The sequence below is a fragment of the Rhodococcus antarcticus genome, assembly GCF_026153295.1.
Classification (GTDB): domain Bacteria; phylum Actinomycetota; class Actinomycetes; order Mycobacteriales; family Mycobacteriaceae; genus Rhodococcus_D; species Rhodococcus_D antarcticus.
In genome coordinates, this window is record NZ_CP110615.1 from 564,760 (window position 1) to 586,069 (window position 21,310).

17 protein-coding genes are annotated in these 21,310 nt (G+C 74.0%); 11 read left to right on the forward strand and 6 right to left on the reverse strand.

The genetic code is table 11. The features are described from left to right. Positions 1 to 80: 80 nt before the first annotated feature. A complete protein-coding gene (locus RHODO2019_RS02850) occupies positions 81 to 947 on the reverse strand; it encodes an aldehyde dehydrogenase family protein (protein ID WP_265383537.1) in 867 nt (288 codons plus the stop codon). Next, positions 934 to 2,325 (reverse strand): aldehyde dehydrogenase family protein, encoded by a 1,392-nt coding sequence (locus RHODO2019_RS02855; RefSeq protein ID WP_265383538.1) that lies wholly within the window; start codon positions 2,323 to 2,325, stop codon positions 934 to 936. Before RHODO2019_RS02855 ends, RHODO2019_RS02850 begins: the two co-directional genes overlap by 14 nt. 59 nt (positions 2,326 to 2,384) lie before the next feature. Between RHODO2019_RS02855 and upp the strand changes: the two genes are divergently transcribed. The 3 genes from upp (at position 2,385) to RHODO2019_RS02870 (ending at position 4,492) form a co-directional block, all read left to right on the forward strand. After that, a complete protein-coding gene (gene upp, locus RHODO2019_RS02860; protein ID WP_265383539.1) occupies positions 2,385 to 3,008 on the forward strand; it encodes a uracil phosphoribosyltransferase in 624 nt (207 codons plus the stop codon). A 99-nt stretch (positions 3,009 to 3,107) separates the two neighbouring features. Further along, positions 3,108 to 3,506: a MerR family transcriptional regulator gene (locus tag RHODO2019_RS02865; protein ID WP_265383540.1), complete on the forward strand. Its 399-nt coding sequence runs from the start codon at positions 3,108 to 3,110 to the stop codon at positions 3,504 to 3,506. Beyond that, positions 3,503 to 4,492, forward strand: a complete 990-nt coding sequence (locus RHODO2019_RS02870) for an aldo/keto reductase (protein WP_265383541.1) — start codon at positions 3,503 to 3,505, stop codon at positions 4,490 to 4,492. Before RHODO2019_RS02865 ends, RHODO2019_RS02870 begins: the two co-directional genes overlap by 4 nt. A 19-nt stretch (positions 4,493 to 4,511) precedes the next feature. Here RHODO2019_RS02870 and RHODO2019_RS02875 read toward each other — a convergent pair whose 3' ends face one another. Continuing rightward, positions 4,512 to 4,985 carry a GreA/GreB family elongation factor gene (locus RHODO2019_RS02875; RefSeq protein WP_265383542.1) on the reverse strand — a complete coding sequence of 158 codons (474 nt, stop codon included), beginning with the start codon at positions 4,983 to 4,985 and terminating at the stop codon, positions 4,512 to 4,514. A gap of 133 nt (positions 4,986 to 5,118) precedes the next feature. On the opposite strand from RHODO2019_RS02875, the gene RHODO2019_RS02880 reads away from it, so the two are divergent. Then, positions 5,119 to 6,183 (forward strand): threonine aldolase family protein, encoded by a 1,065-nt coding sequence (locus RHODO2019_RS02880; RefSeq protein WP_265383543.1) that lies wholly within the window; start codon positions 5,119 to 5,121, stop codon positions 6,181 to 6,183. A 413-nt stretch (positions 6,184 to 6,596) separates the two neighbouring features. Continuing rightward, entirely contained in the window at positions 6,597 to 7,943 is a 1,347-nt protein-coding gene (gene gdhA / locus RHODO2019_RS02885; RefSeq protein WP_265383544.1) for an NADP-specific glutamate dehydrogenase, read from the forward strand. A 690-nt stretch (positions 7,944 to 8,633) separates the two neighbouring features. Here gdhA and RHODO2019_RS02890 read toward each other — a convergent pair. The 3 genes from RHODO2019_RS02890 to RHODO2019_RS02900 all read right to left on the reverse strand — a co-directional run bounded on the left by RHODO2019_RS02890 (position 8,634) and on the right by RHODO2019_RS02900 (position 12,220). Continuing rightward, positions 8,634 to 9,200, reverse strand: coding sequence for a GrpB family protein (locus RHODO2019_RS02890; protein WP_265383545.1), 567 nt, complete (start codon positions 9,198 to 9,200; stop codon positions 8,634 to 8,636). Between the two features lie 612 nt (positions 9,201 to 9,812). After that, positions 9,813 to 11,240, reverse strand: a complete 1,428-nt coding sequence (locus RHODO2019_RS02895; RefSeq protein WP_265384590.1) for a phospho-sugar mutase — start codon at positions 11,238 to 11,240, stop codon at positions 9,813 to 9,815. Positions 11,241 to 11,416: 176 nt separating this feature from the next. Further along, positions 11,417 to 12,220: a purine-nucleoside phosphorylase gene (locus RHODO2019_RS02900; RefSeq protein ID WP_265384591.1), complete on the reverse strand. Its 804-nt coding sequence runs from the start codon at positions 12,218 to 12,220 to the stop codon at positions 11,417 to 11,419. A 160-nt stretch (positions 12,221 to 12,380) separates the two neighbouring features. Between RHODO2019_RS02900 and RHODO2019_RS02905 the strand changes: the two genes are divergently transcribed. From RHODO2019_RS02905 to RHODO2019_RS02930, 6 genes are all read left to right on the forward strand, one after another. After that, entirely contained in the window at positions 12,381 to 14,165 is a 1,785-nt protein-coding gene (locus RHODO2019_RS02905) for a methylmalonyl-CoA mutase subunit beta (RefSeq protein WP_265383546.1), read from the forward strand. Beyond that, a complete protein-coding gene (scpA, locus tag RHODO2019_RS02910) occupies positions 14,162 to 16,420 on the forward strand; it encodes a methylmalonyl-CoA mutase (RefSeq protein ID WP_265383547.1) in 2,259 nt (752 codons plus the stop codon). The genes RHODO2019_RS02905 and scpA overlap by 4 nt, the downstream gene beginning before the upstream one ends. After that, entirely contained in the window at positions 16,417 to 17,436 is a 1,020-nt protein-coding gene (gene meaB / locus RHODO2019_RS02915; protein ID WP_265384592.1) for a methylmalonyl Co-A mutase-associated GTPase MeaB, read from the forward strand. Before scpA ends, meaB begins: the two co-directional genes overlap by 4 nt. 321 nt (positions 17,437 to 17,757) lie before the next feature. Beyond that, the gene (locus RHODO2019_RS02920; RefSeq protein WP_265383548.1) at positions 17,758 to 18,894 is read left to right on the forward strand and encodes a sugar ABC transporter substrate-binding protein; all 1,137 of its coding nucleotides are present in this window, start codon (positions 17,758 to 17,760) and stop codon (positions 18,892 to 18,894) included. Positions 18,895 to 19,000: 106 nt separating this feature from the next. Then, positions 19,001 to 19,774 carry an ATP-binding cassette domain-containing protein gene (locus RHODO2019_RS02925; RefSeq protein WP_265383549.1) on the forward strand — a complete coding sequence of 258 codons (774 nt, stop codon included), beginning with the start codon at positions 19,001 to 19,003 and terminating at the stop codon, positions 19,772 to 19,774. Positions 19,775 to 19,826: 52 nt separating this feature from the next. Next, positions 19,827 to 21,278, forward strand: a complete 1,452-nt coding sequence (locus RHODO2019_RS02930) for a sugar ABC transporter permease (protein ID WP_265383550.1) — start codon at positions 19,827 to 19,829, stop codon at positions 21,276 to 21,278. Positions 21,279 to 21,310 lie beyond the last annotated feature (32 nt).

Consider the following 21,310-nt stretch of genomic DNA (forward strand, 5'->3'; position numbering starts at 1 on the left):
GGCCACCGCGGCCCGAGTGGGGTTCCCCTGGCGGCGGTCCGGCCGGACCGCCGGGTGCCCCGAACCCGCACCACCGGGGCTCAGCCGAGCGGGCGCCACACCGTGCGGGGCTCGAGCAGCCGCCGCAGCGCGCCCACCTCGGGCGGCCGGCTCCAGTCCGGCTCGGACGACGGCGCCGCCAGCACGCGCTTCACCGAACCCGCGGCCACCTGCTCGAGGTCCACCCGCTGGGCGGCCGGCGCCCCGCACAGGTCCACGGCCTGCACGTCGCGGTGTCCGGCGAGCCAGGGCGCCAGCTCCGCCGTGCGTCCGGTGAGGACGTTGACCACCCCGTCCGGCAGTCCTGCGGCCACCACCGCGCCGGCCAGCACCAGGGCGGGCAGCGGCCGGTCCTGGCTGGCCACCAGGACGCAGGTGCAGCCGGTGGCCAGCACCGGGGCGAGCACGGAGACCAGGCCCAGCAGGCTCGAGGACTGCGGGGCGAGCACCGCCGCCACCCCCACCGGCTCCGGCGTGGTGTCGCCGCGGAGCCGGCCCCACTCGGCGGTGCCCGTGCCGAGCACCGCGCCGAGCTTGTCGGCCCACCCGGCGTGGTGCTCCCAGCGCTCCAGCGCCGCCGCCACCAGCGCGGTCGCGCGCCTGCCGGGCACCCCCTCGGCTGCCGCGACGGCGTCGACGAGCTCGGTCCGGCGTTCGTGCAGGGTCTCGACCACCCGGTGCAGCGCGTAGCCGCGGCGGTGCGCCGGGGTCGCGGACCACGACTGGGCACCGGCACTGGCGGCCACCACCGCGTCCCGGACGTCCTTGCGCGAGGCCAGCGCGACGTGTGCGAGCAGAACGTGCCGGGTGTCGGCGACGGGGTAGGTGCGCCCGGTCTCCGAGGCCACGCTCCGGCCGCCGACGAGCAGGCCGAGGGTGCGCACGGGGGTGGCGTCACCGCTGGACATCGAGGTACCCCCCCAGCGGGACGGGGCCGCCGCCGTGACCCAGGGCGGGCACCGGGCAGCCGTCCTGGACCACGTCGCGGCGCAGCCGGCGGGCGAGCGCCGCCGGTCGGACGGCGTCCGCGGTCCACACCCCGAGGGTGCCCGGCTGCAGCTGGGCCAGGGCCACGGCTCCGTCCTCGCCGTCGACGACGTGCACGCTGAGCACCGGGCCACCCGGATCGACCGAACCACGCAGCGGTGCGGGTGGATCGGTGTGCAGGGCCGGGGCGAGGAAGAACCCCTGCTCCGGGACCGGGTGCGGTCCGGTCCACACCTCGCCCTGCGCACCCTCGAGCGCGCGCAGGGCGTCGTCCCGCTGATCGGCGGTGGCCAGGGGACCCACGTCGGTGCCCGGGGCCAGGGCGTCGCCCACCCGGAGCCCGGCGACCTGCTCCCGCAGCGCCTCGGTGAGCGCCTGCGCCACGGCCCGGTCCACGAGCACCCGGGAGCCCGCCCCGGCGAGCTGGTGGTGGGCGGTGAGGGAGTGCGCGAGCCCCGCGGCGGCGCGGTTTGGGTCGCCGTCGGCCAGCACGACGGTGGTGGCGGGGCCACGCAGCTCGAGGACGAGCCGCGTCGCGCGACCGGCCAGCTGGCGCTGCACCGCCGCCGCCGCAGCCCGGTCGCCCGTGACCGTGACCGAGGAGGTGCCGGGGTGGTCCACGAGGGCGGTCCGCACGTCCGGCCCGCCCGGCAGCACGGTGAGCAGACCCGGCGGCAGCTCCGCGACCCGGGCGAGCTCGGCGAGCGCCAGGGCGGCCAACGGGCTGGCGGAGGCGGGCACGAGCACCGCGGCGTTCCCCGCGGCGAGCGCGGCGGCCACGATGCGCACGGCCAGCACCAGCGAGGACGATGGGGGCACGAGCACGGCCACCACGCCGAGGGGGCGGGGTCCGTTCCCGTCCGGGCCCGGTCCGTAGCCGGCGTGGGCGAGCTTGTCGGCCCACCCGGCGTGGTGCACCAGGTGCGCGAGGATCTCCGGCAGGTCGCGCTCGCGGGTCTGCCGCAGCGGGATGCCGGTGCCGAGGCTCTCCAGCACGGCCAGGGCGTCGGCGTGGTCGCGCACCTCGCGGGCGAGGCGCAGCAGGGCCTGGCCGCGCTGCACCCCGGGGATGCGGCCCCAGGCGCGGTCGTGGGTGCGGCGGGCCGCCCGGACGGCGGAGTCCACGTCGCGCCCGTCGGCGGTGGCCACCTCGGTCAGCGCCAGCCCGGTCGACGGGTCCACGATCGTCAGGACGGCCCCCCCGCCCGCCGTCGGGACGCCGTCCGCGAGCAGGGGGTGGTGCGCGACCAGCCCGGCGAGGGCGCTCGCACGCGCTGCTCCGGCGAGGTCGGTGTGCACCCGGTGATGGTGCCCCACGCCCGGGTCCGCGCGCCCCGGTCGCCCCTAGGGTGTGCGGAATGGACGTGCACCTCGTCGACCACCCGCTGGCCGCCTCGCGCCTGACCACGATGCGGGACGCTCGCACGGGCAACGCCGCCTTCCGCGCCGCCCTGCGCGAGCTGACCCTCATGCTCATCTACGAGGCGACCCGGGACGCCCCGGTGGTGCAGGAGAAGATCCAGACCCCGGTGGCGACGACCGTGGGCGTGCGGCTGGCCAACCCGCCCCTGCTGGTGCCGGTGCTGCGGGCCGGGCTGGGCATGGCCGACCAGGCGCACACCTTCATCCCCGAGGCGCAGATGGGGTTCGTCGGCATGGCCCGCGACGAGCACACCCACGAGCCGGTGCCGTACATGGAGAGCCTGCCCGAGGACCTGACGGGCCGGCCGGTGTTCGTCCTGGACCCGATGCTGGCCACGGGCGGGTCGATGGTGAACACGGTGGAGCTGCTCACCCAGCGCGGCGCCACCGACGTCACCTGCATCTGCGTGCTGGCCGCCCCGGAGGGCATCGCGGCGCTGGAGGCCTCCGGTCTGCCGGTCCGGCTGGTCCTGGCCAGCATCGACGAGCGGCTCAACGACTCGGCCTTCATCGTGCCGGGCCTGGGTGACGCCGGGGACCGGCAGTTCGGGCCTCGCTGACGCTCGGCCCGTGCGTGATTTCTGCACCCAGGACACGAGTTTTCCTTCACACCCGCTCGACTTGACCTGGAGCGCGCTCCAGGTTCTACCGTCCTCACCGTGACCCAGTCGATCGGTGAGGTGGCCGAGGCGCTCGACGTCTCGGTCGACACGGTGCGCTACTACGAGAAGGTCGGCCTCGCCGACGGGCCGCTGCGCGACAGCGGCGGCCGGCGTCGGTACTCCACCGAGGAGGTCGACTGGCTGCAGTTCCTGGTGCGCATGCGCTCCACCGGCATGCCCATCCGGCTGCTGCATACCTACGCCGCGGCCCGCCGCCTCGGCCCGTCCAGCGCGGGCCAGCGCCGGCAGATCCTCGAGCAGCACCGGGCCGAGGTGGCTGCCCGTATCGCCGAGCTCACCACGAGCCTCGCCCACATCGACTACAAGATCGACAACTACGCGCGCCTCGAGGCCGACCTGGCCGGGGCGCACCACCAGGAAGAGGTCCCCGCATGAGCACCGCCCTCCCCACCCGTCTGCTCGGCAACCTCGAGGTCAGCGCCGAGGGCCTCGGCTGCATGGGCATGAGCGCGTTCTACGGCGCCTTCGACGACACCGAGTCCACCGCGACCCTGCACCGCGCCCTCGACCTCGGCGTCACGTTCCTGGACACCGCCGACATGTACGGCCCGCACACCAACGAGCGCCTGCTGGCCGGCGTGCTGGCCACCCGTCGCGACGAGGTGGTCATCGCGACCAAGTTCGGCAACGTGGTCGGCCCCGACGGGTCGCGCTCGGTCAACGGCACCCCGGAGTACGTCCGCACTGCGTGCGACGCCTCGCTGGCGCGGCTCGGTGTCGACCACATCGACCTCTACTACCAGCACCGGGTGGACCCGGCCACGCCCATCGAGGAGACCGTCGGGGCCATGGCCGAGCTCGTCGCTGCCGGCAAGGTGCGCCACCTCGGGATGAGCGAGGCCGGGGCCGACACCCTCCGCCGGGCCGCTGCCGTGCACACCATCGCGGCGCTGCAGAGCGAGTGGTCGTTGTGGAGCCGCGACATCGAGGCCGAGATCGTCCCGACCGCTCGCGAGCTGGGCATCGGCATCGTCCCCTACTCGCCGTTGGGCCGGGGCTTCCTCACCGGCTCGATCTCCAAGCCCGAGGACCTCGAGGACGGGGACTTCCGCAAGGTCAACCCGCGCTTCGCCGCCGAGGCCTTCGAGTCGAACATGGCCGTCGTCCGCGAGGTCCAGGCGCTGGCGCGCGACAAGGGCGTCACCGCTGCGCAGCTCGCCCTGGCCTGGGTGCTGGCCCGGGGCGCGGACGTCGTGCCCATCCCCGGCACCCGAAACGCCGGCCGGTTGGAGGAGAACGTCGGCGCCGTGGCCGTCGAGCTGACCGAGGACGACCTGGCCCGGATCGAGGCCATCGCCGCGGCCGACGCCTTCACCGGCACGCGGTACCCGGCGGCAGGCATGAAGGGCATCGGCATCTGAGGACGCACCGTCCGGACCCTCATCGGTAGGGGGCGGCGCTCACGAGGGTGACCGACATCGTCCCACCGCTGGGCACCGTGTACTCCCGGCGCTCGCCGGGCACCGCGCCGAGCAGGGCAGCGCCCAGGGGGGAGCGCACCGAGTAGACGTCCAGCTCGCCACGGGCTCGTTCCTCGCGGTCGGCCATCAGGAAGGTCTCGGCGCCCGAGTCGTCGCCGAAGCGCACGGTCAGCACCATGCCCGGCTCGGCGACGCCGTCGTCGGGTGGCTCGACGATCGAGGCGGTGGCCAGGATGTCGCGCAGCTGGCGGATGCGTGCGGACCGCCGTTCCCGCTCGGCCGCTGACTCGGCCGCGTCGCGGTCGGCCTCGGACCACTCCTGCTGGTCCGAGCCCGCCGAACCGGGGCGGACCAGCCCCGCGAGCTCGACCGTGAGGCGGTCGTAGGCGTCCTGGGTCAGCCACGTGCCCGTGGTGGTAGCGCCCTGTGTCATCACTGTGGTCCTCTCCGTCGCACCGGCCCAGCGCCGGAACATCCCAGTGTGTCCGATTACGTCGCGTTTGCCCACCGTGACGGAGCCGCCGCTCACCAGGGTGCGGCGGGGCCGCCAGTGCCAGGCTGGGGGAGTGGACGACGAGACCCGCGCACGCCGCGACCGCTGCACCCGCTTCCTCGCCGGCGACGGGGTCGTGAGCCCGGCCGAGCACCTGGCGGCGATCGGTCCGGCCACGGTGCCCGACGTGTACGGCGACGGAGGTGTGGTCGCGGAGCTGGAGGCGCACGTGGCGCAGCTGCTCGGCACCGAGGCGGCGGTGTTCCTGCCCAGCGGGACCATGGCGCAGGGGGCGACGCTGCGGGTGCACGCCGACACCCGCAGCTCGCGGACCGTGCTGTGGCACCCCACCAGCCACCTCGAGCTGCACGAGGCCCAGGCGCACGCCCGGCTGCACGGGCTGCTCGGGCGACCGGTCGGCGAGGCGGACCGGGTCATCACCCTGGCCGACCTGCACTCGGTGGCGGAGTCGGTGGCCGCGCTCCTGCTCGAGCTGCCGCAGCGCGAGATCGGCGGGCAGCTGCCGGAGTGGGACGAGCTGGTGGCCCAGGTGGCGTGGGCCCGTGGGGTGGGCGCGGCGGTGCACCTGGACGGGGCGCGGCTGTGGGAGGCCAGCGCCGGCTACGGACGCAGCCCCGCGCAGATCGCGGGCCTGTTCGACACCGTCTACGTCTCGTTCTACAAGGGCATCGGGGCGCTGTCCGGCTGCTGCGTCGCGGGGTCGGCGGTGCACGTCGACCAGGTCCGGGAGTGGCGACGTCGGCTCGGCGGGACCCTGCACGGGCTGTGGCCGCTCGCGGCCTCGGCGCTGGCCCGCCTCGACGAGCGCCTGGCGGAGATGCCCGCACGCCACGAGCACGCCGTGGCGATCGGGGCGGCGCTGGGGGCCGTGGACGGGGTGACGGTCGTGCCGGAGGTGCCGCAGGTGCCGATGGCGCACCTGCTGCTGCGCACCACGGTCGAGCGGTTCGCGGCTGCCGCGCGGAGGATGGCCGAGGACGAGCTGACCTGGGTGTGGCCGCAGGCCCGCGCCACGGCCGACCCCGCGGTGGTGCGGGTGGAGCTCTCGGTGGGGCGAGCCACGTGCACGTGGACGCCGGCCGAGGTGGCCCGGGTGGTCGGTGAGCTGCTGCGCTGACCCCGGGTGCTCAGCCGCGCGTCGAGGGCCACGAGCGCCGTGACGGTGGACCTCCAGCGACACCGGGTGGCCGTAGGCGTGGTCCAGCTGGACGAACCCGCTTCCGGCCTCGAACGCCAGGACCAGCTGGCCGTCCGGCCGCAGGATCCGACGCACCTCGGCGAACAGCTCCGCCAGGTCCTCGGTCGGGGTGTGGACGATCGAGTACCAGGCGGCCACCGCGTCGCAGGACTCACGTGTCCGGTCGAGCTGGAGCTGGCGCGTCAGCGGATCGACGGTATCCGTCGTTGCCGACACCCGGACACGACCCGAGCAGCAGGTCGGCCGACCTGGTCTCGCGGGCCAGGGTCGGGTCGAGCCCGGCACCGGCCTGCAGGCACACTCGCACGGTCGCCGAACCCGAAGGAGCTCGCATGTCGGACATCCACGCGCTGATCGGGGGGATGTACGACGACGTCGTGCGCCGCAACCCCGGTGAGACGGAGTTCCACCAGGCGGTCCGCGAGGTGGTGGAGTCCCTCGTCCCCGTGCTGGAGCGGCACCCGGAGCACCTCGACCCGAACGCGTTCGAACGTATCTGCGAGCCGGAGCGCCAGATCATCTTCCGCGTTCCCTGGCAGGACGACGAGGGGCGCTGGCGCCTCAACCGGGGGTTCCGGGTCGAGTTCAACTCGGCCCTCGGCCCCTTCAAGGGCGGGCTCCGGTTCCACCCCTCGGTCTACCTCGGGATCGTCAAGTTCCTGGGCTTCGAGCAGGTGTTCAAGAACGCGCTCACCGGGATGCCCCTCGGCGGCGGGAAGGGCGGCTCCGACTTCGACCCCAAGGGCCGCAGCCCCGACGAGGTCATGCGGTTCTGCCAGTCGTTCATGACCGAGCTGTACCGGCACATCGGGGAGTACACGGACGTCCCGGCGGGTGACATCGGTGTGGGCGGGCGCGAGATCGGCTACCTGTTCGGCCAGTACAAGCGCATCACCAACCGGCACGAGTCGGGCGTGCTCACCGGCAAGGGCCTGGGCTGGGGCGGGGCCGTGGTGCGGACCGAGGCCACCGGCTACGGCGCCGCCTACTTCACGGAGGAGATGCTCCTCTCTCGGGGCCGGTCCATGGGCGGCCAGACGGCGGTGGTCTCGGGTTCGGGCAACGTCGCCATCTACGCCATCCAGAAGCTCACGCAGATGGGGGCCACCGTCGTGGCCTGCTCCGACTCCGACGGCTACGTCGTCGACGAGCGGGGCATCGACCTCGAGCTGGTGCGCGAGATCAAGGAGAGTGGCCGGGGCCGCATCAGCGAGTACGCCGACCGCGTGTCGCACGCCCACCACGTCTCCGGCGGTTCCGTCTGGGACGTCGCGTGCACGGTGGCGATCCCCTCGGCGACGGAGAACGAGCTCGACGGACGGGCGGCGACCACCCTGGTCCGCAACGGCTGCATCGCGGTGGCCGAGGGGGCCAACATGCCCAGCACCCGCGACGCGGTGAAGGTGTTCACCGAGGCTGGCACCGCCTTCGGTCCCGGCAAGGCCGCCAACGCGGGCGGGGTCGCCACGTCAGCGCTGGAGATGCAGCAGAACGCCGCCCGGGACAGCTGGACCTTCGACCGCACCGAGCGGCGCCTGCACGAGATCATGCGCGACATCCACGCCAGCTGTTTCGAGGCGGCCCAGGAGTACGGCGAGCCGGGCAACCTCGTGCTCGGCGCCAACGCCGTGGGGTTCCTGAGGGTTGCCGACGCGATGAACGCCCAGGGCCTGGTGTAGCCGGGACGGCTCGTTGTTGCCGAACGGGAAGCTGGGTGCCGCGATTCTCCCGGCTCGCGCACGCGTCGAGCCGGCCGCTGGTACGCGCGCCACGTGGAGGTCTTCGGCGGGGGCGTCGGCGTCATGACGTTGCTGCTGGGGCCCGGACGCGGCGGCCGGCGTCCGTTGGACCCGTGGGCCCCACGGCGGTGTGGACGGTCGTCGTCACGGTCGTCCGGGAAGCTCGCCGACCGGAGCACGGTGCCCTGTCCGGCCGTACCCACGTCCCCGGGCTGGGTGGGCACGGGTGGCCTCGCCGGTCGGGAGCCTCGGGGCACGACCTCAGTGCGTGGGCGTGGGCTGGCGGCCCTCGTGGTGCCGCCACCCCCGGTGGTCGCCGCGGTCCGGGTCCGCCGGTCGCTGCCGTGAGCCCCGCTGGCCGGCTGAGCTGCACCTCCTGGGGTCAGCGCCGGCGACGCCGCACCCCCGTCACGACCTGGACCCGCTGCTGCTGCACGGCGTGCGGGTCTCGGTGCCCGTGGTCTCGGTGCTCACGGTCTCGGTGCCCGCGGGGAAGGTGGCCTTCGCCTTCGTGCGGCGGGTGAGCGACTCGGACCTGAGCAAGCAGCCGAGCGCGGCGTCGGCCGCACCTGGTGCACCTGCCCTCGCGAACGCCGTCCGCCTCGGCCTGGCCCCGTGCCCGGGTCGCGTTCAGGGTGTGGCCCGGGCCCGGGCCTTGATCTGTGTGATGACCGCCGTCTTCGCGTCCGCGTAGGCGTTCATGTCCACCCAGTCCGAGCGGACGAGGTCCCGCTTGGTGCGCTCGTAGAGCCCGCGGTCGCCGCCGTGGCGGCGGAGCCGGTCCCGGAACAGCAGGTGGTCGGCCCCGGCCGGGTCGCCTTCTTCGAGGACGTGGACCTGGACGTCCAGCGCAGGTGTCCGAACCAGCCGGTGCCCGGGCTCGCGCACCCGGAGCTGGTAGCCCGCCCTCAGGAGAGGATCGAGGTGGACCTCCTCCGCGGTGATGTCGTCCACGGTCACGAGGATGTCAATGATCGGCTTGGCGGCCAGACCCGGCACGGACGTCGACCCGATGTGCTCGACCGTCCGCGCCGTGGCGCCGAGAGCGATGCGGACCCGGTTCTCGTGGTCGGCGAAGATCCCGGGCCACGAAGGGTCGGCGTCCACGATGACCAGCGCCCTCTTCTCGACGCCGCCGACGAGCTCGACACCGACCACGTCGGGGCGGCGGCGTCCGGACGGTCCTGGCGGTTCCACCGACCGAACCTATCTCTGCCGGCCCCGGCGCGACGGCGTCGTGGGCCGGTGGTCAGCCCGCGACCGTCCGACCGGTCGTCGCGCGGCAGCAGCGGGAGTGCGAGCAGCACCGCGGCCCAGATGCCGAGCTGGACGTGGGCCAGCAGCGACCGAGGTCGCCGTCTCCCAGTCCCCGGAACCCCCACACCGCTGTGAGCGTCACGACTCCGGCCAGCGACCACTGCCACTTCCCCCGAGTGCTCGCGCCTCTCGGCCGCGTCGCGGGCGGTGCTGTCGACCGGCAGGTCGGCGACCGCGTCCGACAGCTCGGTGCTCGTCGTCGCCCCCACCTCCTCGGACTGCCGCTCGAGGTCGACAGGGTCACCCGACCACGGCTCACGACGTCACGGAGCCGGTCCATCGCCACGTCCCTGTCCTGCTCGATCACAGGCCCTCCTCGTGTGCGACGAAGCCGTGTCGTAGCGGAAGGCGGTGGACGTGGGAAGTCGTCTCCACGCCGGGACACGGCGGAGGCGCTCGGTGGGCTCGCGGACCTGCTGGGCCAGGCCGGGATACCCGACGCCCGGCGGTCCTGGTGCCGCGGACCGTCCCGGACGGGCGGACTCGGGTCGCTCAGGCCCCGAGCACCGTCCGCAGCTGGTCGCGGACCCGGCCCAGCCGTCCCGCGGCCTGGGTGCGGGCGGCGGCCAGGTCCGAGCGCGAGCCGACCGGGACCACCACCTCCAGGTAGCACTTCAGCTTCGGCTCCGTCCCCGAGGGCCGCACCACCACCCGGATCCCACCACCACGCAGGGTCACCCCGTCCGTCCGGGGGAGCAGCTCCTCGGCCGCCACCGGAACGCCGTCCAGCTCGGCGGGCAGGGCCGCCCGCAGCCGCGCCATCATCGCGCCGATCTCGGCCACGTCGTCGACCCGCACCGAGAGCTGGTCCCCGGCGTGCAGCCCGTGGGCCAGCGCCAGGTCGTCCAGCACGTCGAGCAGCGTGCGACCGTCGGCCTTCAGCGTCGCGGCGAGGTCGGCGGCCGTCACCGCGGCGGAGATGCCGTCCTTGTCCCGCACCACGTCCGGGTCCACGCAGTGCCCGATGGCTTCCTCGTAGGCGTAGACCAGGCCCTCCCCGGCGCGCACGAGCCACTTGAACCCGGTGAGGGTCTCGGCGTGGCGCACCCCGCGGGCCGCAGCCACCGCCCCGAGCAGCTGCGAGCTGACGATCGTGGTGGCCACCAAGGGGTCCACGACCTCGGTGTGGTCGAGCACGTGCGCCCCGAGCAGGACCCCGGTCTCGTCACCGCGCAGCATCCGCCACCCGTCCGGGCCGAGCACGCCCAGCGCGCACCGGTCGGCGTCCGGGTCGAGGGCGACGGCCAGGTCGGCACCGACCTCGGCGGCCAGGGCCAGCAGCGCGTCGGCCGCACCCGGCTCCTCCGGGTTGGGGAAGGCCACGGTGGGGAACTTGGGGTCGGGCTCGGCCTGGCTGGCTACCACGTGCACGTCGTCGAACCCGGCCCGCCGCAACGCTTCCACGCACGTGTCGCGGCCCACGCCGTGCAGGGGGGTCAGGGCGATGCGCAGGTTCCTGGCGTGGCCCCGCGGCAGGCTGGCCACTCGATCCAGGTAGGCCTCGACCACGGCGTCGTCCAGCACCCGGAAGCCGTTGTCGCGGGGGACGTCCACCGCCGGGCCGACGGCGGCGATCGCGGCCTCGATGGCACGGTCCTCGGGCGGCACGATCTGCGCCCCGCCGGCCAGGTAGAGCTTGTAGCCGTTGTCCGCAGGGGGGTTGTGCGAGGCCGTGACCTGGACCCCCGCCACCGCACCCAGCGCGCGGACGGCGTGCGCCACCAGCGGGGTGGGCAGCGGGCGCGGCAGCACCCGCACGTCGAACCCGGCGGCCAGCAGCACCTGGGCGGCGGCGTCGCAGAAGTCCTCGGAGCCGAACCGGGCGTCCCGTCCGACGACGACCACGCCGCCATCGGAACCGTTGTCCCGCAACCAGCTCGCCAGGCCGGCGGTCGTCCGCACCACCACGGCGACGTTCATCCCGTTCGGACCCGCGCGCACCGGCCCGCGCAGCCCGGCGGTGCCGAAGACGAGGGGACCGGACAAGCGGTCGGCGAGCTCGGCGCTCTCGTCGGAGTCGAGCAGGGCCTGCAGCTCGGCGCGGGTGGCCGGGTCGGGATCGGCGTCGATCCAGGCGGCGGCGTCCCCCGCGAGGCTCACAGCCCGGCCAGCAGCCCGTGCAGCAGGGTTCCCATCCGCTGCGCCGCGGCCTGCCCGGCGGCCAGCACCTCGGCGTGGTCCAGCGGCTGACCGCTCATCCCGGCGGCCAGGTTGGTCACCAGCGACAGCCCCAGCACGGCCATCCCGGCCTCCCGGGCCGCGATCGTCTCGTGCACGGTCGACATGCCCACGAGGTCCGCACCCAGGGTGCGCAGCATGCGGATCTCGGCCGGCGTCTCGTAGTGCGGGCCGGGCAGCCCGGCGTAGACGCCCTCCTCCAGGGACGGGTCCAGCGCCCGGGCCGCCGCGCGGAGGCCGGGGGAGTAGGCATCGGTGAGGTCGACGAAGCGCGCCCCGACCAGCGGCGAGCGGGCGGTCAGGTTGAGGTGGTCGCTGAGCAGCACGGGCTGGCCCACGCCCATGCCCTCCCGCAGCCCGCCGGCGGCGTTGGTCAGCACGACGGTGCGGGCGCCCGCCGCGGCCGCGGTGCGCACCGGGTGCACCACGTGCGCCAGGTCGCCGCCCTCGTAGGCGTGGGTGCGTCCCAGCAGCACCAGCACCCGCGTGCCGCCGATCCGCAGCGAGCGGACGGTGCCGCCGTGGCCCTGCGCGCTGGGGGCGGTGAACCCGGGCAGCTCGGCCATGGGGATCTCCGCCTCGGCCGCGCCGAGCAGGTCGGCCGCCGGGCGCCACCCCGAGCCGAGGACCACGGCGGCGTCGTGCCGGGGCACCCCGGTGCGCTCGGCGATCGCGTCCGCGGCGGCCCGGGCGGCCGCAGAGGGGTCGGCGGCAGGGTCCACGAGAGGGTCGGTGCTCACCCCGCGACCCTAGCGGCGGTGCACCTCACACCAGGACTTCCGGCGCCAGCCCCTAGCATCGCGCCCATGACGACGGAGTCAGTGAGCGCGACCCCCGGACGCCGGCGCCGGGCTGCAGGCCTGGCGGCGCGCGGTGGCCGGGGTGCTGGCCAAGGCCCGCAGGGTCGACCCCGCCGATCTCGGGGAGACCCCGGAGCGGCTGCTGGACACCACCACCTACGACGGGGTGACCCTGGCGGCGCTCTACACCCCGGCCGACCAGCTGCCCGAGCCCCCGCTGCCCGGCGTGCACCCGTTCACCCGTGGCCGCACCGCTCTCCGTGACACGACCGTGGGCTGGGGCGTGCGCACCCGGCACGGGCAGGGCCTGGGGCCCGGGGCCGACGCGGGGGCCGTGAACACCGCCGTCCTGCACGACCTGGAGAACGGGTCGACCTCCCTGTGGTTCACCCTGGGCGGGGAGGACCTGCCGCACGCCGCCCTGGAGCGTGCCCTGGACGGGGTGTTCCTGGACCTCGCGCCCGTGGTGCTGGACGCCGGGGCGGAGCTGGTGGCGGCCGCCGAGGCGTTCCTGGCGGTCCTCGAGCACACCGACGCCGACCTCACCGAGGTGCACGCCCACCTGGGGGCGGATCCGTTGACGGTCCTGGTGCGCGGGGGCCCCGACCTGCTCGACGAGGCCGTGTCGCTGGCGGTCCGGGCGCACGAGCACACCGCTGCGCTGACCTCGATCACGGTGGACGGCACCGTGTTCCACGACGCCGGGGCGGGGGACGCCCAGGAGCTCGGGGCTGCGCTGGCCGCCGGGGTCGAGTACCTCCGTGCGCTCACCGCCGGCGGGCTCGACGTGGACGCCGCGCTCGGCCAGCTCGAGTTCCGCGTGGCCGCGACCGACGAGCAGTTCGCCACCACCGCCAAGCTCCGTGCCGGGCGCACCCTGTGGGCCCGTGTCGCGGAGGTGGTGGGGGGTGCACCGGCGTCCGGTGCGGCGCCCCAGCACGCCGTGACCTCGGCCGCGATGATGAGCCAGCGCGACCCCTGGGTGAACATGCTGCGCACCACGGTTGCCGCGTTCGCCGCGGGCGTGGGCGGGGCCGATGCGGTGACCGTGCTGCCCTTCGACTCCGCGCTGCCGGACGGCGTGCCTGGGGTCTCGGACTCCTTCGCCGCCCGGATGGCCCGCAACACCCAGCTGTTGCTGCTCGAGGAGAGCCACCTCGGGCGCGTCCTCGACCCGGCCGGCGGCTCCTACTACGTGGAGCAGCTCACCGCCGCCCTCAGCGAGGCGGCGTGGGCGTTCTTCACCGAGCTCGAGGCGGCCGGCGGCTTCCGCGCCGCGCTCGCCTCGGGACTGCTCGCGGAGCGGATCGAGGCGACCGCGCGGGCCCGCGCCTCCGACGTCGCCCGGCGCAGGGCTCCGCTGACCGGTGTGAGCGAGTTCCCCGACCTGGCGGAGGCTCCGCCGACCTCCACCACGGAGCCCGCTGCCCCGGGAGCGCTGCCCGTCACCCGCCGGGCCCAGCCGTTCGAGGCCCTGCGGAACCGCTCCGACGCCCACCTCGAGACCACCGGTGCCCGTCCGCAGGTCCGCCTCGTCGCCCTGGGTCCGCTCGCCGAGCACACCCTGCGGCTGGGGTGGACCACGAACCTGCTGGCCGCCGGGGGCATCGAGGCCGGTCCGGGAGCCGGTCCGGTGGCCGTGCTCGTGGGCACCGACGCCCGGTACCGCTCCGACGGGCCCGACGCCCTGGCCGCGGCCAGGGCGGCCGGTGCGACCACCGTGCTGCTGGCCGGTCCGCCTAAGGCCTGGCCCCCGGACGCACCGGACCAGCCGGACGGGAACCTGGCTGCCGGAGCCGACGCCGTCGCGGCCCTGGCCCGGCTGCTCGACACCCTGACCGCCGACACGAGCGAGGTCCCGTCGTGAGCACTCCCGGTTCCGGCAGCATCGCCAGCTTCGCGGACGTCCCGCTGCGGGCTCCGGACGCCGAGCCGGTGCGACCACCCACCACCGCCGACGCGGCCGCCTTCACCGATGCCCTCGCCGCGGAGACCGGCCACGACCGCAGCGACCTCGTCTGGTCCACGCCCGAGGGCATCGACGTGGCCCCCGTTCAGGTCCGGGCCGAGCTCGAGGCGCTGGCCACCGGCGAGCACCCGTACCCGCTGGACAGCTTCCCGGGGGCGGCCCCCTTCCTGCGCGGGCCCTACCCGGCGATGTACGTGACCCAGCCGTGGACCATCCGGCAGTACGCCGGGTTCTCCACCGCTGCGGAGTCCAACGCCTTCTACCGGCGCAACCTGGCCGCGGGCCAGAAGGGGCTGTCGGTCGCCTTCGACCTGGCGACCCACCGCGGCTACGACTCCGACCACCCGCGGGTGGCCGGTGACGTCGGCATGGCCGGGGTGGCCATCGACTCCATCTACGACATGCGCGAGCTCTTCGACGGCATCCCGCTGGACGAGATCAGCGTGAGCATGACCATGAACGGCGCGGTGCTGCCCGTGCTGGCGCTCTACGTCGCCGCCGCGCAGGAGCAGGGGGTGGATCCGGTGCGGCTCGCGGGCACCATCCAGAACGACATCCTCAAGGAGTTCATGGTCCGCAACACCTACATCTACCCGCCGCAGCCGAGCATGCGGATCATCTCCGACATCTTCGCGTACACCGCGCAGGAGATGCCTCGCTACAACTCCATCTCCATCTCCGGCTACCACATCCAGGAGGCCGGGGCCACGGCCGACCTGGAGCTCGCGTACACCCTGGCCGACGGGGTGGAGTACCTGCGCGCGGGGCTCGCGGCGGGCATGGACGTCGACGCGTTCGCCCCCCGGCTGAGCTTCTTCTGGGGCATCGGGATGAACTTCTTCATGGAGGTGGCCAAGCTCCGCGCGGGGCGGCTGCTGTGGGCCGAGCTCGTCGCCCAGTTCGAGCCGAAGAACCCCAAGTCGCTGAGCCTGCGCACGCACAGCCAGACCTCGGGCTGGTCGCTGACCGCGCAGGACGTCTACAACAACGTGGTCCGCACCTGCGTCGAGGCGATGGCCGCCACCCAGGGCCACACCCAGAGCCTGCACACCAACGCCCTGGACGAGGCGCTCGCCCTGCCCACCGACTTCTCCGCCCGCATCGCGCGCAACACCCAGCTGCTGCTGCAGCAGGAGTCCGGCACCACCCGGCCCATCGACCCCTGGGGCGGCTCGCACCACGTGGAGAAGCTCACCCACGACCTGGTGGAGCGGGCCCGCGCCCACATCCGCGAGGTCGAGGAGGCCGGCGGCATGGCCAAGGCGATCAACGAGGGCATCCCCAAGCTGCGGATCGAGGAGGCCGCCGCCCGCACGCAGGCCCGCATCGACTCGGGCCGCCAGCCGGTGATCGGGGTCAACAAGTACCGGGTGGACACCGAGGAGGTGGTCGAGGTCCGCAAGGTCTCCAACGCCACCGTGCGCACCGAGCAGCTGGCGAAGCTCGACCGGCTGCGCGCCGAGCGGGACGACGACGCCGTGTCCGGTGCCCTGGCCGAGCTCACCCGGGCCGCGCGCAGCGACGCGGGCGGGATGGAGAACAACCTGCTCGCCCTGGCCATCTCCGCGGCGCGGGCCAAGGCCACCGTCGGGGAGATCTCCGACGCGCTCGAGGCCGCCTACGGCCGGCACCAGGCGGAGATCCGGACGATCAGCGGGGTGTACCGGGACGAGGCAGGGTCGGCCGGCAACATGACGCACGCCACCGAGCTCGTGGAGCAGTTCGCCCAGGCCGAGGGACGCCGTCCCCGCATCCTCGTGGCCAAGATGGGCCAGGACGGGCACGACCGCGGCCAGAAGGTGATCGCCACGGCGTTCGCGGACCTCGGTTTCGACGTGGACGTGGGCCCGCTGTTCCAGACGCCGGAGGAGGTCGCCAACCAGGCGGTCGACGCCGACGTGCACGTGGTGGGCGTGTCGTCCCTGGCCGCCGGGCACCTGACGCTGGTGCCTGCCCTGCGCGACGCCCTCGCCGAGGTCGGGCGCCCGGACATCATGATCGTGGTCGGTGGGGTCATCCCGCCGGGTGACTTCGACGAGCTGCGCGCCGCCGGGGCCGCCGCGATCTTCCCGCCCGGGACCGTGATCGCCGACGCCGCGGTCGGCCTGGTGCAGCAGCTGGCCCAGGCGGCGGGCATCGAGCTGGCCGGCTGAGCGTGCCCGCCTCGCCCCGCCCGCCCGTCGACGTCGACGCCCTCGCCGACGGGGTGCTCGCGGGAGCCCGTGCCCAGCTGGCCCGGGCCATCACCCTGGTGGAGAGCCGCCGACCCGACCACCGCGAGCAGGCCCAGGAGCTGCTGCTGCGGCTGCTGCCGTCGGCCGGCGGGGCGCACCGCGTCGGGATCACCGGGGTGCCCGGGGTCGGCAAGTCCACGTTCATCGACGCCCTCGGCACGGGCCTCACCTCCGGGGAGCTGACCGGCACCCAGCACCGGGTGGCCGTGCTCGCCGTGGACCCCTCGTCCACCCGCTCGGGTGGCTCCATCCTCGGTGACAAGACCCGGATGACGCGGCTGGCGAACGACCCGCGCGCCTTCGTGCGGCCCTCGCCCACGGCGGGCACGCTGGGCGGCGTCGCGGCCGCCACCCGCGAGACGATGGTGCTGGTGGAGGCCGCGGGCTTCGACGTGGTGCTGGTGGAGACCGTCGGCGTGGGGCAGTCCGAGGTCACGGTGGCCGGGATGGTGGACTGCTTCTGCTTCCTCACCCTGGCCCGGACCGGTGACCAGCTGCAGGGGATCAAGAAGGGCGTGCTCGAGCTCGCGGACCTGGTGGCGGTGAACAAGGCCGACGGGGACCACGTGCGCGACGCCCGGCGTGCGGCCCGCGAGCTGGCCGGCGCGCTGCGACTGGTGCGCCCGGCCGACGCGCTGTGGACCCCGCCGTCGATGATCACCAGCGCCCTGACCGGCGACGGGCTCGCCGAGTTCTGGGCCACGGTGCTGCGCCACCAGGAGGTGCTCGGTGCGGCCGGGGTGCTGGAGTCCACCCGCGCCCAGCAGCAGGTGGACTGGACCTGGGCGATGGTCCGCGAGCAGCTGCTCGGCCGGCTCGCCGTGCACCCCCAGGTCGCGGCGCTGCGGGTCGGCACCGAGCAGGAGGTCCGCGGAGGGCGGCTCACCGCGGCGCTCGCCGCCCGGCGCATCCTCGACGCCTTCGACGGGGTCTGACCGCAGGCTCGCTCGGCCTGCCCGGCACCCACCCAGCGGCCGATCGGACCCCGGCCCCGATGCACCGCGGATCCGCGTCGTCCACTTCGCTCAGACCCGGCCACTGTGCGGCACCGAACAGTCACGATGGGTGACAACTGACGGATGGTCGTGATGACACCGTGACCTTATCCCGCGTCTGTATCGATCAAGTTCGCTAGTTCTGGAGTGTGACGTGGAATACGTTGTGGCTCACAACATTCACCAGCGCCGGTGGGGGCCGTCGCTGCAGCCGTGCCGGAGCACCCGCTCCGCGCGGTCCCTCCACGGAAGGTCATGCAGATGCGCAGCAAGTCCCTGGCGATCGTCGCCGCCGGCGCCGGCCTCACGCTCGTGCTCACGGCGTGCGGTGGCAACAGCACGAGCTCGGGCTCCAGCTCCGGCGGCTCGGGCTCCTCCTCCGCCGCCGCCGGTGCCTCGTCCGGGGCCACCGTCGGGGTGATCCTCCCGGACACCAAGTCCTCCGCCCGCTGGGAGTCCCAGGACCGCCCGCTGCTCGAGAAGGCGCTCACCGCCGCCGGTCTCAAGCCGCTGATCCAGAACGCCGAGGGCGACACCACCAAGTTCTCCTCGATCGCCGACCAGATGATCACGCAGGGTGCGAAGGTCATCCTGATGGCCAACCTCTCCTCGGAGAGCGGTGCTGCCGTGCAGAAGAAGGCGGCCGAGGCCGGCGTCGTCACCATCGACTACGACCGCCTCACCCTCGGCGGGTCCGCCGGCTACTACGTCTCCTTCGACAACACGAAGGTCGGCGAGCTGCAGGGCCAGGGCCTCGTGGACTGCCTCGGCTCCAAGAGCCCGGCGGCGATCATCCAGATCGACGGGTCCCCGACGGACAACAACGCCACGCTGTTCAAGAACGGCGCGCTGAAGGTCCTGCAGCCGAAGTACGACTCCAAGGCGTACACCCTCGTCGGTGACCAGGCGATCCAGGACTGGGACAACCAGCTGGGCGGCAAGACCTTCGAGCAGCTGCTCACCGCCAACGGCGGCAAGGTCGACGGCGTGCTCGCGGCCAACGACGGCCTGGCCGGTGCCATCATCACGGTGCTGCAGAAGAACGGCCTCAACGGCACCGTCCCGGTCACCGGCCAGGACGCCACCCCGGCCGGCCTGCAGGCGATCCTGCGGGGCGACCAGTGCATGACCGTCTACAAGGACGTGCAGAAGGAGGCCGCCGCGGCCGCCGACCTGGCCATCGCCCTGGCCAACGGTGACACCGCCAAGGCCGACGCCAAGGCGACCGGCTCCACCGACGACAAGACGGGCAACCGCACCGTGAAGTCCGTCCTGCTCGACCCGCAGTCGATCACGAAGGCCAACGTCAAGGACGTCATCGCCGGTGGTTCGGTCACCAAGGCCGACATCTGCACCGGTGACGTCGCGGCGCTCTGCACCGCGGCCGGCATCTCCTGATCCCACGGGTGGGGGCCCGGCGTGCGTCGCCGGGCCCCCACCCGTGTCTCCACCGGTGCGCGACCCGCGCCGACCGACACCCCTGACCCCCGCCCAGGAGGCCCCCGTGACCCAGCCGATCCTCGAGCTGCGCGGCATCAACAAGAGCTTCGGCCCGGTGCACGTGCTGCACGACGTGGACCTCGTGGTCCGCCCCGGCGAGGTCACCGCGCTCGTCGGCGACAACGGCGCCGGCAAGTCCACCCTCGTCAAGTGCATCGCCGGCATCCACGGCACCGACTCCGGCGAGGTGCTGTTCAACGGTGAGCCCGTCACCGTCACCAGCCCGAGAGACGCTGCGGCCCTGGGCATCGAGGTCGTGTACCAGGACCTCGCGCTGTGCGACAACCTCGACATCGTCCAGAACATGTTCCTCGGCCGGGAGCGCACGGCGGGGGGTCTGCTCGACGAGGGCGCCATGGAGGAGGCCGCGCGCGACACCCTCGCGTCGCTGTCGGTCCGCACCGTGAAGTCCGTGCGCACCTCCGTCGCCTCGCTCTCCGGCGGTCAGCGCCAGACGGTGGCCATCGCGAAATCGGTGCTGTGGAACAGCAAGGTGGTCCTGCTCGACGAGCCGACGGCCGCGCTCGGCGTGGCCCAGACCCGGCAGGTGCTCGACCTGGTGCGCCGGCTGGCCGACAAGGGTCTCGGCGTGCTGCTGATCTCCCACAACATGAACGACGTGATCGAGGTCAGCGACTCCGTCGCCGCTCTCTACCTGGGCCGGATGGCCGCCCAGGTGGCCGCCAAGGACACCAGCGTCGGCCAGATCGTCGAGCTCATCACCTCCGGCAGCTCGGGCGACCTCGGCATCTCCCGCTCCGAAGCGGCGGCGATGTGAGCCCCGCGGCCACGCCCCCCTCCCCGACCACCACCACGCGAGGACCGCGCGCATGAGCGACAACGACAAGGTCAGCACCGTGCAGGACGGCCCCGCCGTGACGGGCGCCTCGACCACGGCCGGCTCCGACTTCTCCCGCGACAGCACGCAGCGCTCGTTCTCCGGCGCGGGAGCCGACTACGTCGCCCGCCTGCGGGGCGGCGAGCTCGGCGCGCTGCCCGCCCTGGCCGGTCTCGTCTTCCTGCTGGTGGTCTTCAGCCTGCTCTCGGAGTCCTTCCTGACCCTGAACAACGTGGCCAACCTGCTGAGCCAGGGGGCGGGCACGGCGCTCATCGCGATGGGTCTGGTGTTCGTCCTGCTGCTGGGCGAGATCGACCTGGCCGCCGGTACCGGGTCGGGCGTGTGTGCCGCGGTGCTCGCGCTGCACTACACGCAGGGTGGGAACCTGCTGGGCGCCATGGGGATCAAGGTCTTCGTCATCTTCTGCCTGCTGCTCCTGGTCGCGGCGGTGCTCGCCGCGGTCACCCGGCTCTGGGCGGGCGCCGCCGTCTCGCTGCTCGGCCTGCTCATCGCCGTCATCGGTGTGCCGGCCAACGCCTACCTCGAGATCCTGCTGGCGGTCTGCGTCGGTACCGCCATCGGCTGCATCACCGGCTTCCTCGTCTCCCGCGTCGGCATCCCGTCCTTCGTCGTGACCCTCGCGCTGTTCCTGGCCTGGGGCGGCGTGGTCCTGCAGCTGGTCGGGGTCGGCGGCACCCTCGGCCTGTCCGACAGCCCGGTGCTGTTCGCCGTGGCCAACCGCAACCTGCCCGTGTGGGCCAGCTGGCTGCTCTTCGCGATCGTGGCGGGCGGGTTCGCCGTGCTGTCGCTGGAGCGCCAGCGCAGCCGGGTCCGCAAGGGTCTGGTCGCCTCGCCCACCGGTCTCGTCGTCCTGAAGATCGTCGCCCTCACCGTCGTCACGGCCCTGGCCACCTACGCCATGACCGTCAACCGCAGCCCGAACCCGCGGCTGCTGACCGTCACCGGTGTTCCCTGGGTCGTCCCGATCGTCATCGCGGTCCTGGTCATCGGCACCTTCGTGCTCGACCGCACCACCTACGGCCGGCACGTCTACGCCGTGGGTGGCAACGCCGAGGCCGCCCGCCGGGCCGGCATCGACGTGCGCAAGATCCGGATGAGCGTGTTCGTCGTGTCCTCGTCCATCGCCGCCCTCGGCGCGGTCGTGTACTCCTCCAAGGTCGGCTCGGTGGACCCCCAGGCCGGGGGCGGCAACACGCTGCTGTTCGCGGTGGGTGCGGCGGTCATCGGCGGCACCTCGCTGTTCGGTGGCCGTGGCCGCGTCCGGGACGCCGTCATCGGTGCGGCGGTCATCGCGATCATCGAGAACGGTCTCGGTCTGCTGAACCAGGGTGCTGCCATCGTGTCGATCGTGACCGGCCTGGTGCTCCTGCTCGCGGCGAGCGTCGACGCCATCTCGCGGCGCCGGGCCCCCGCAGGCCGGTGACGTCGGCCTGGCCGCGCCCGGCTGCCCACGCG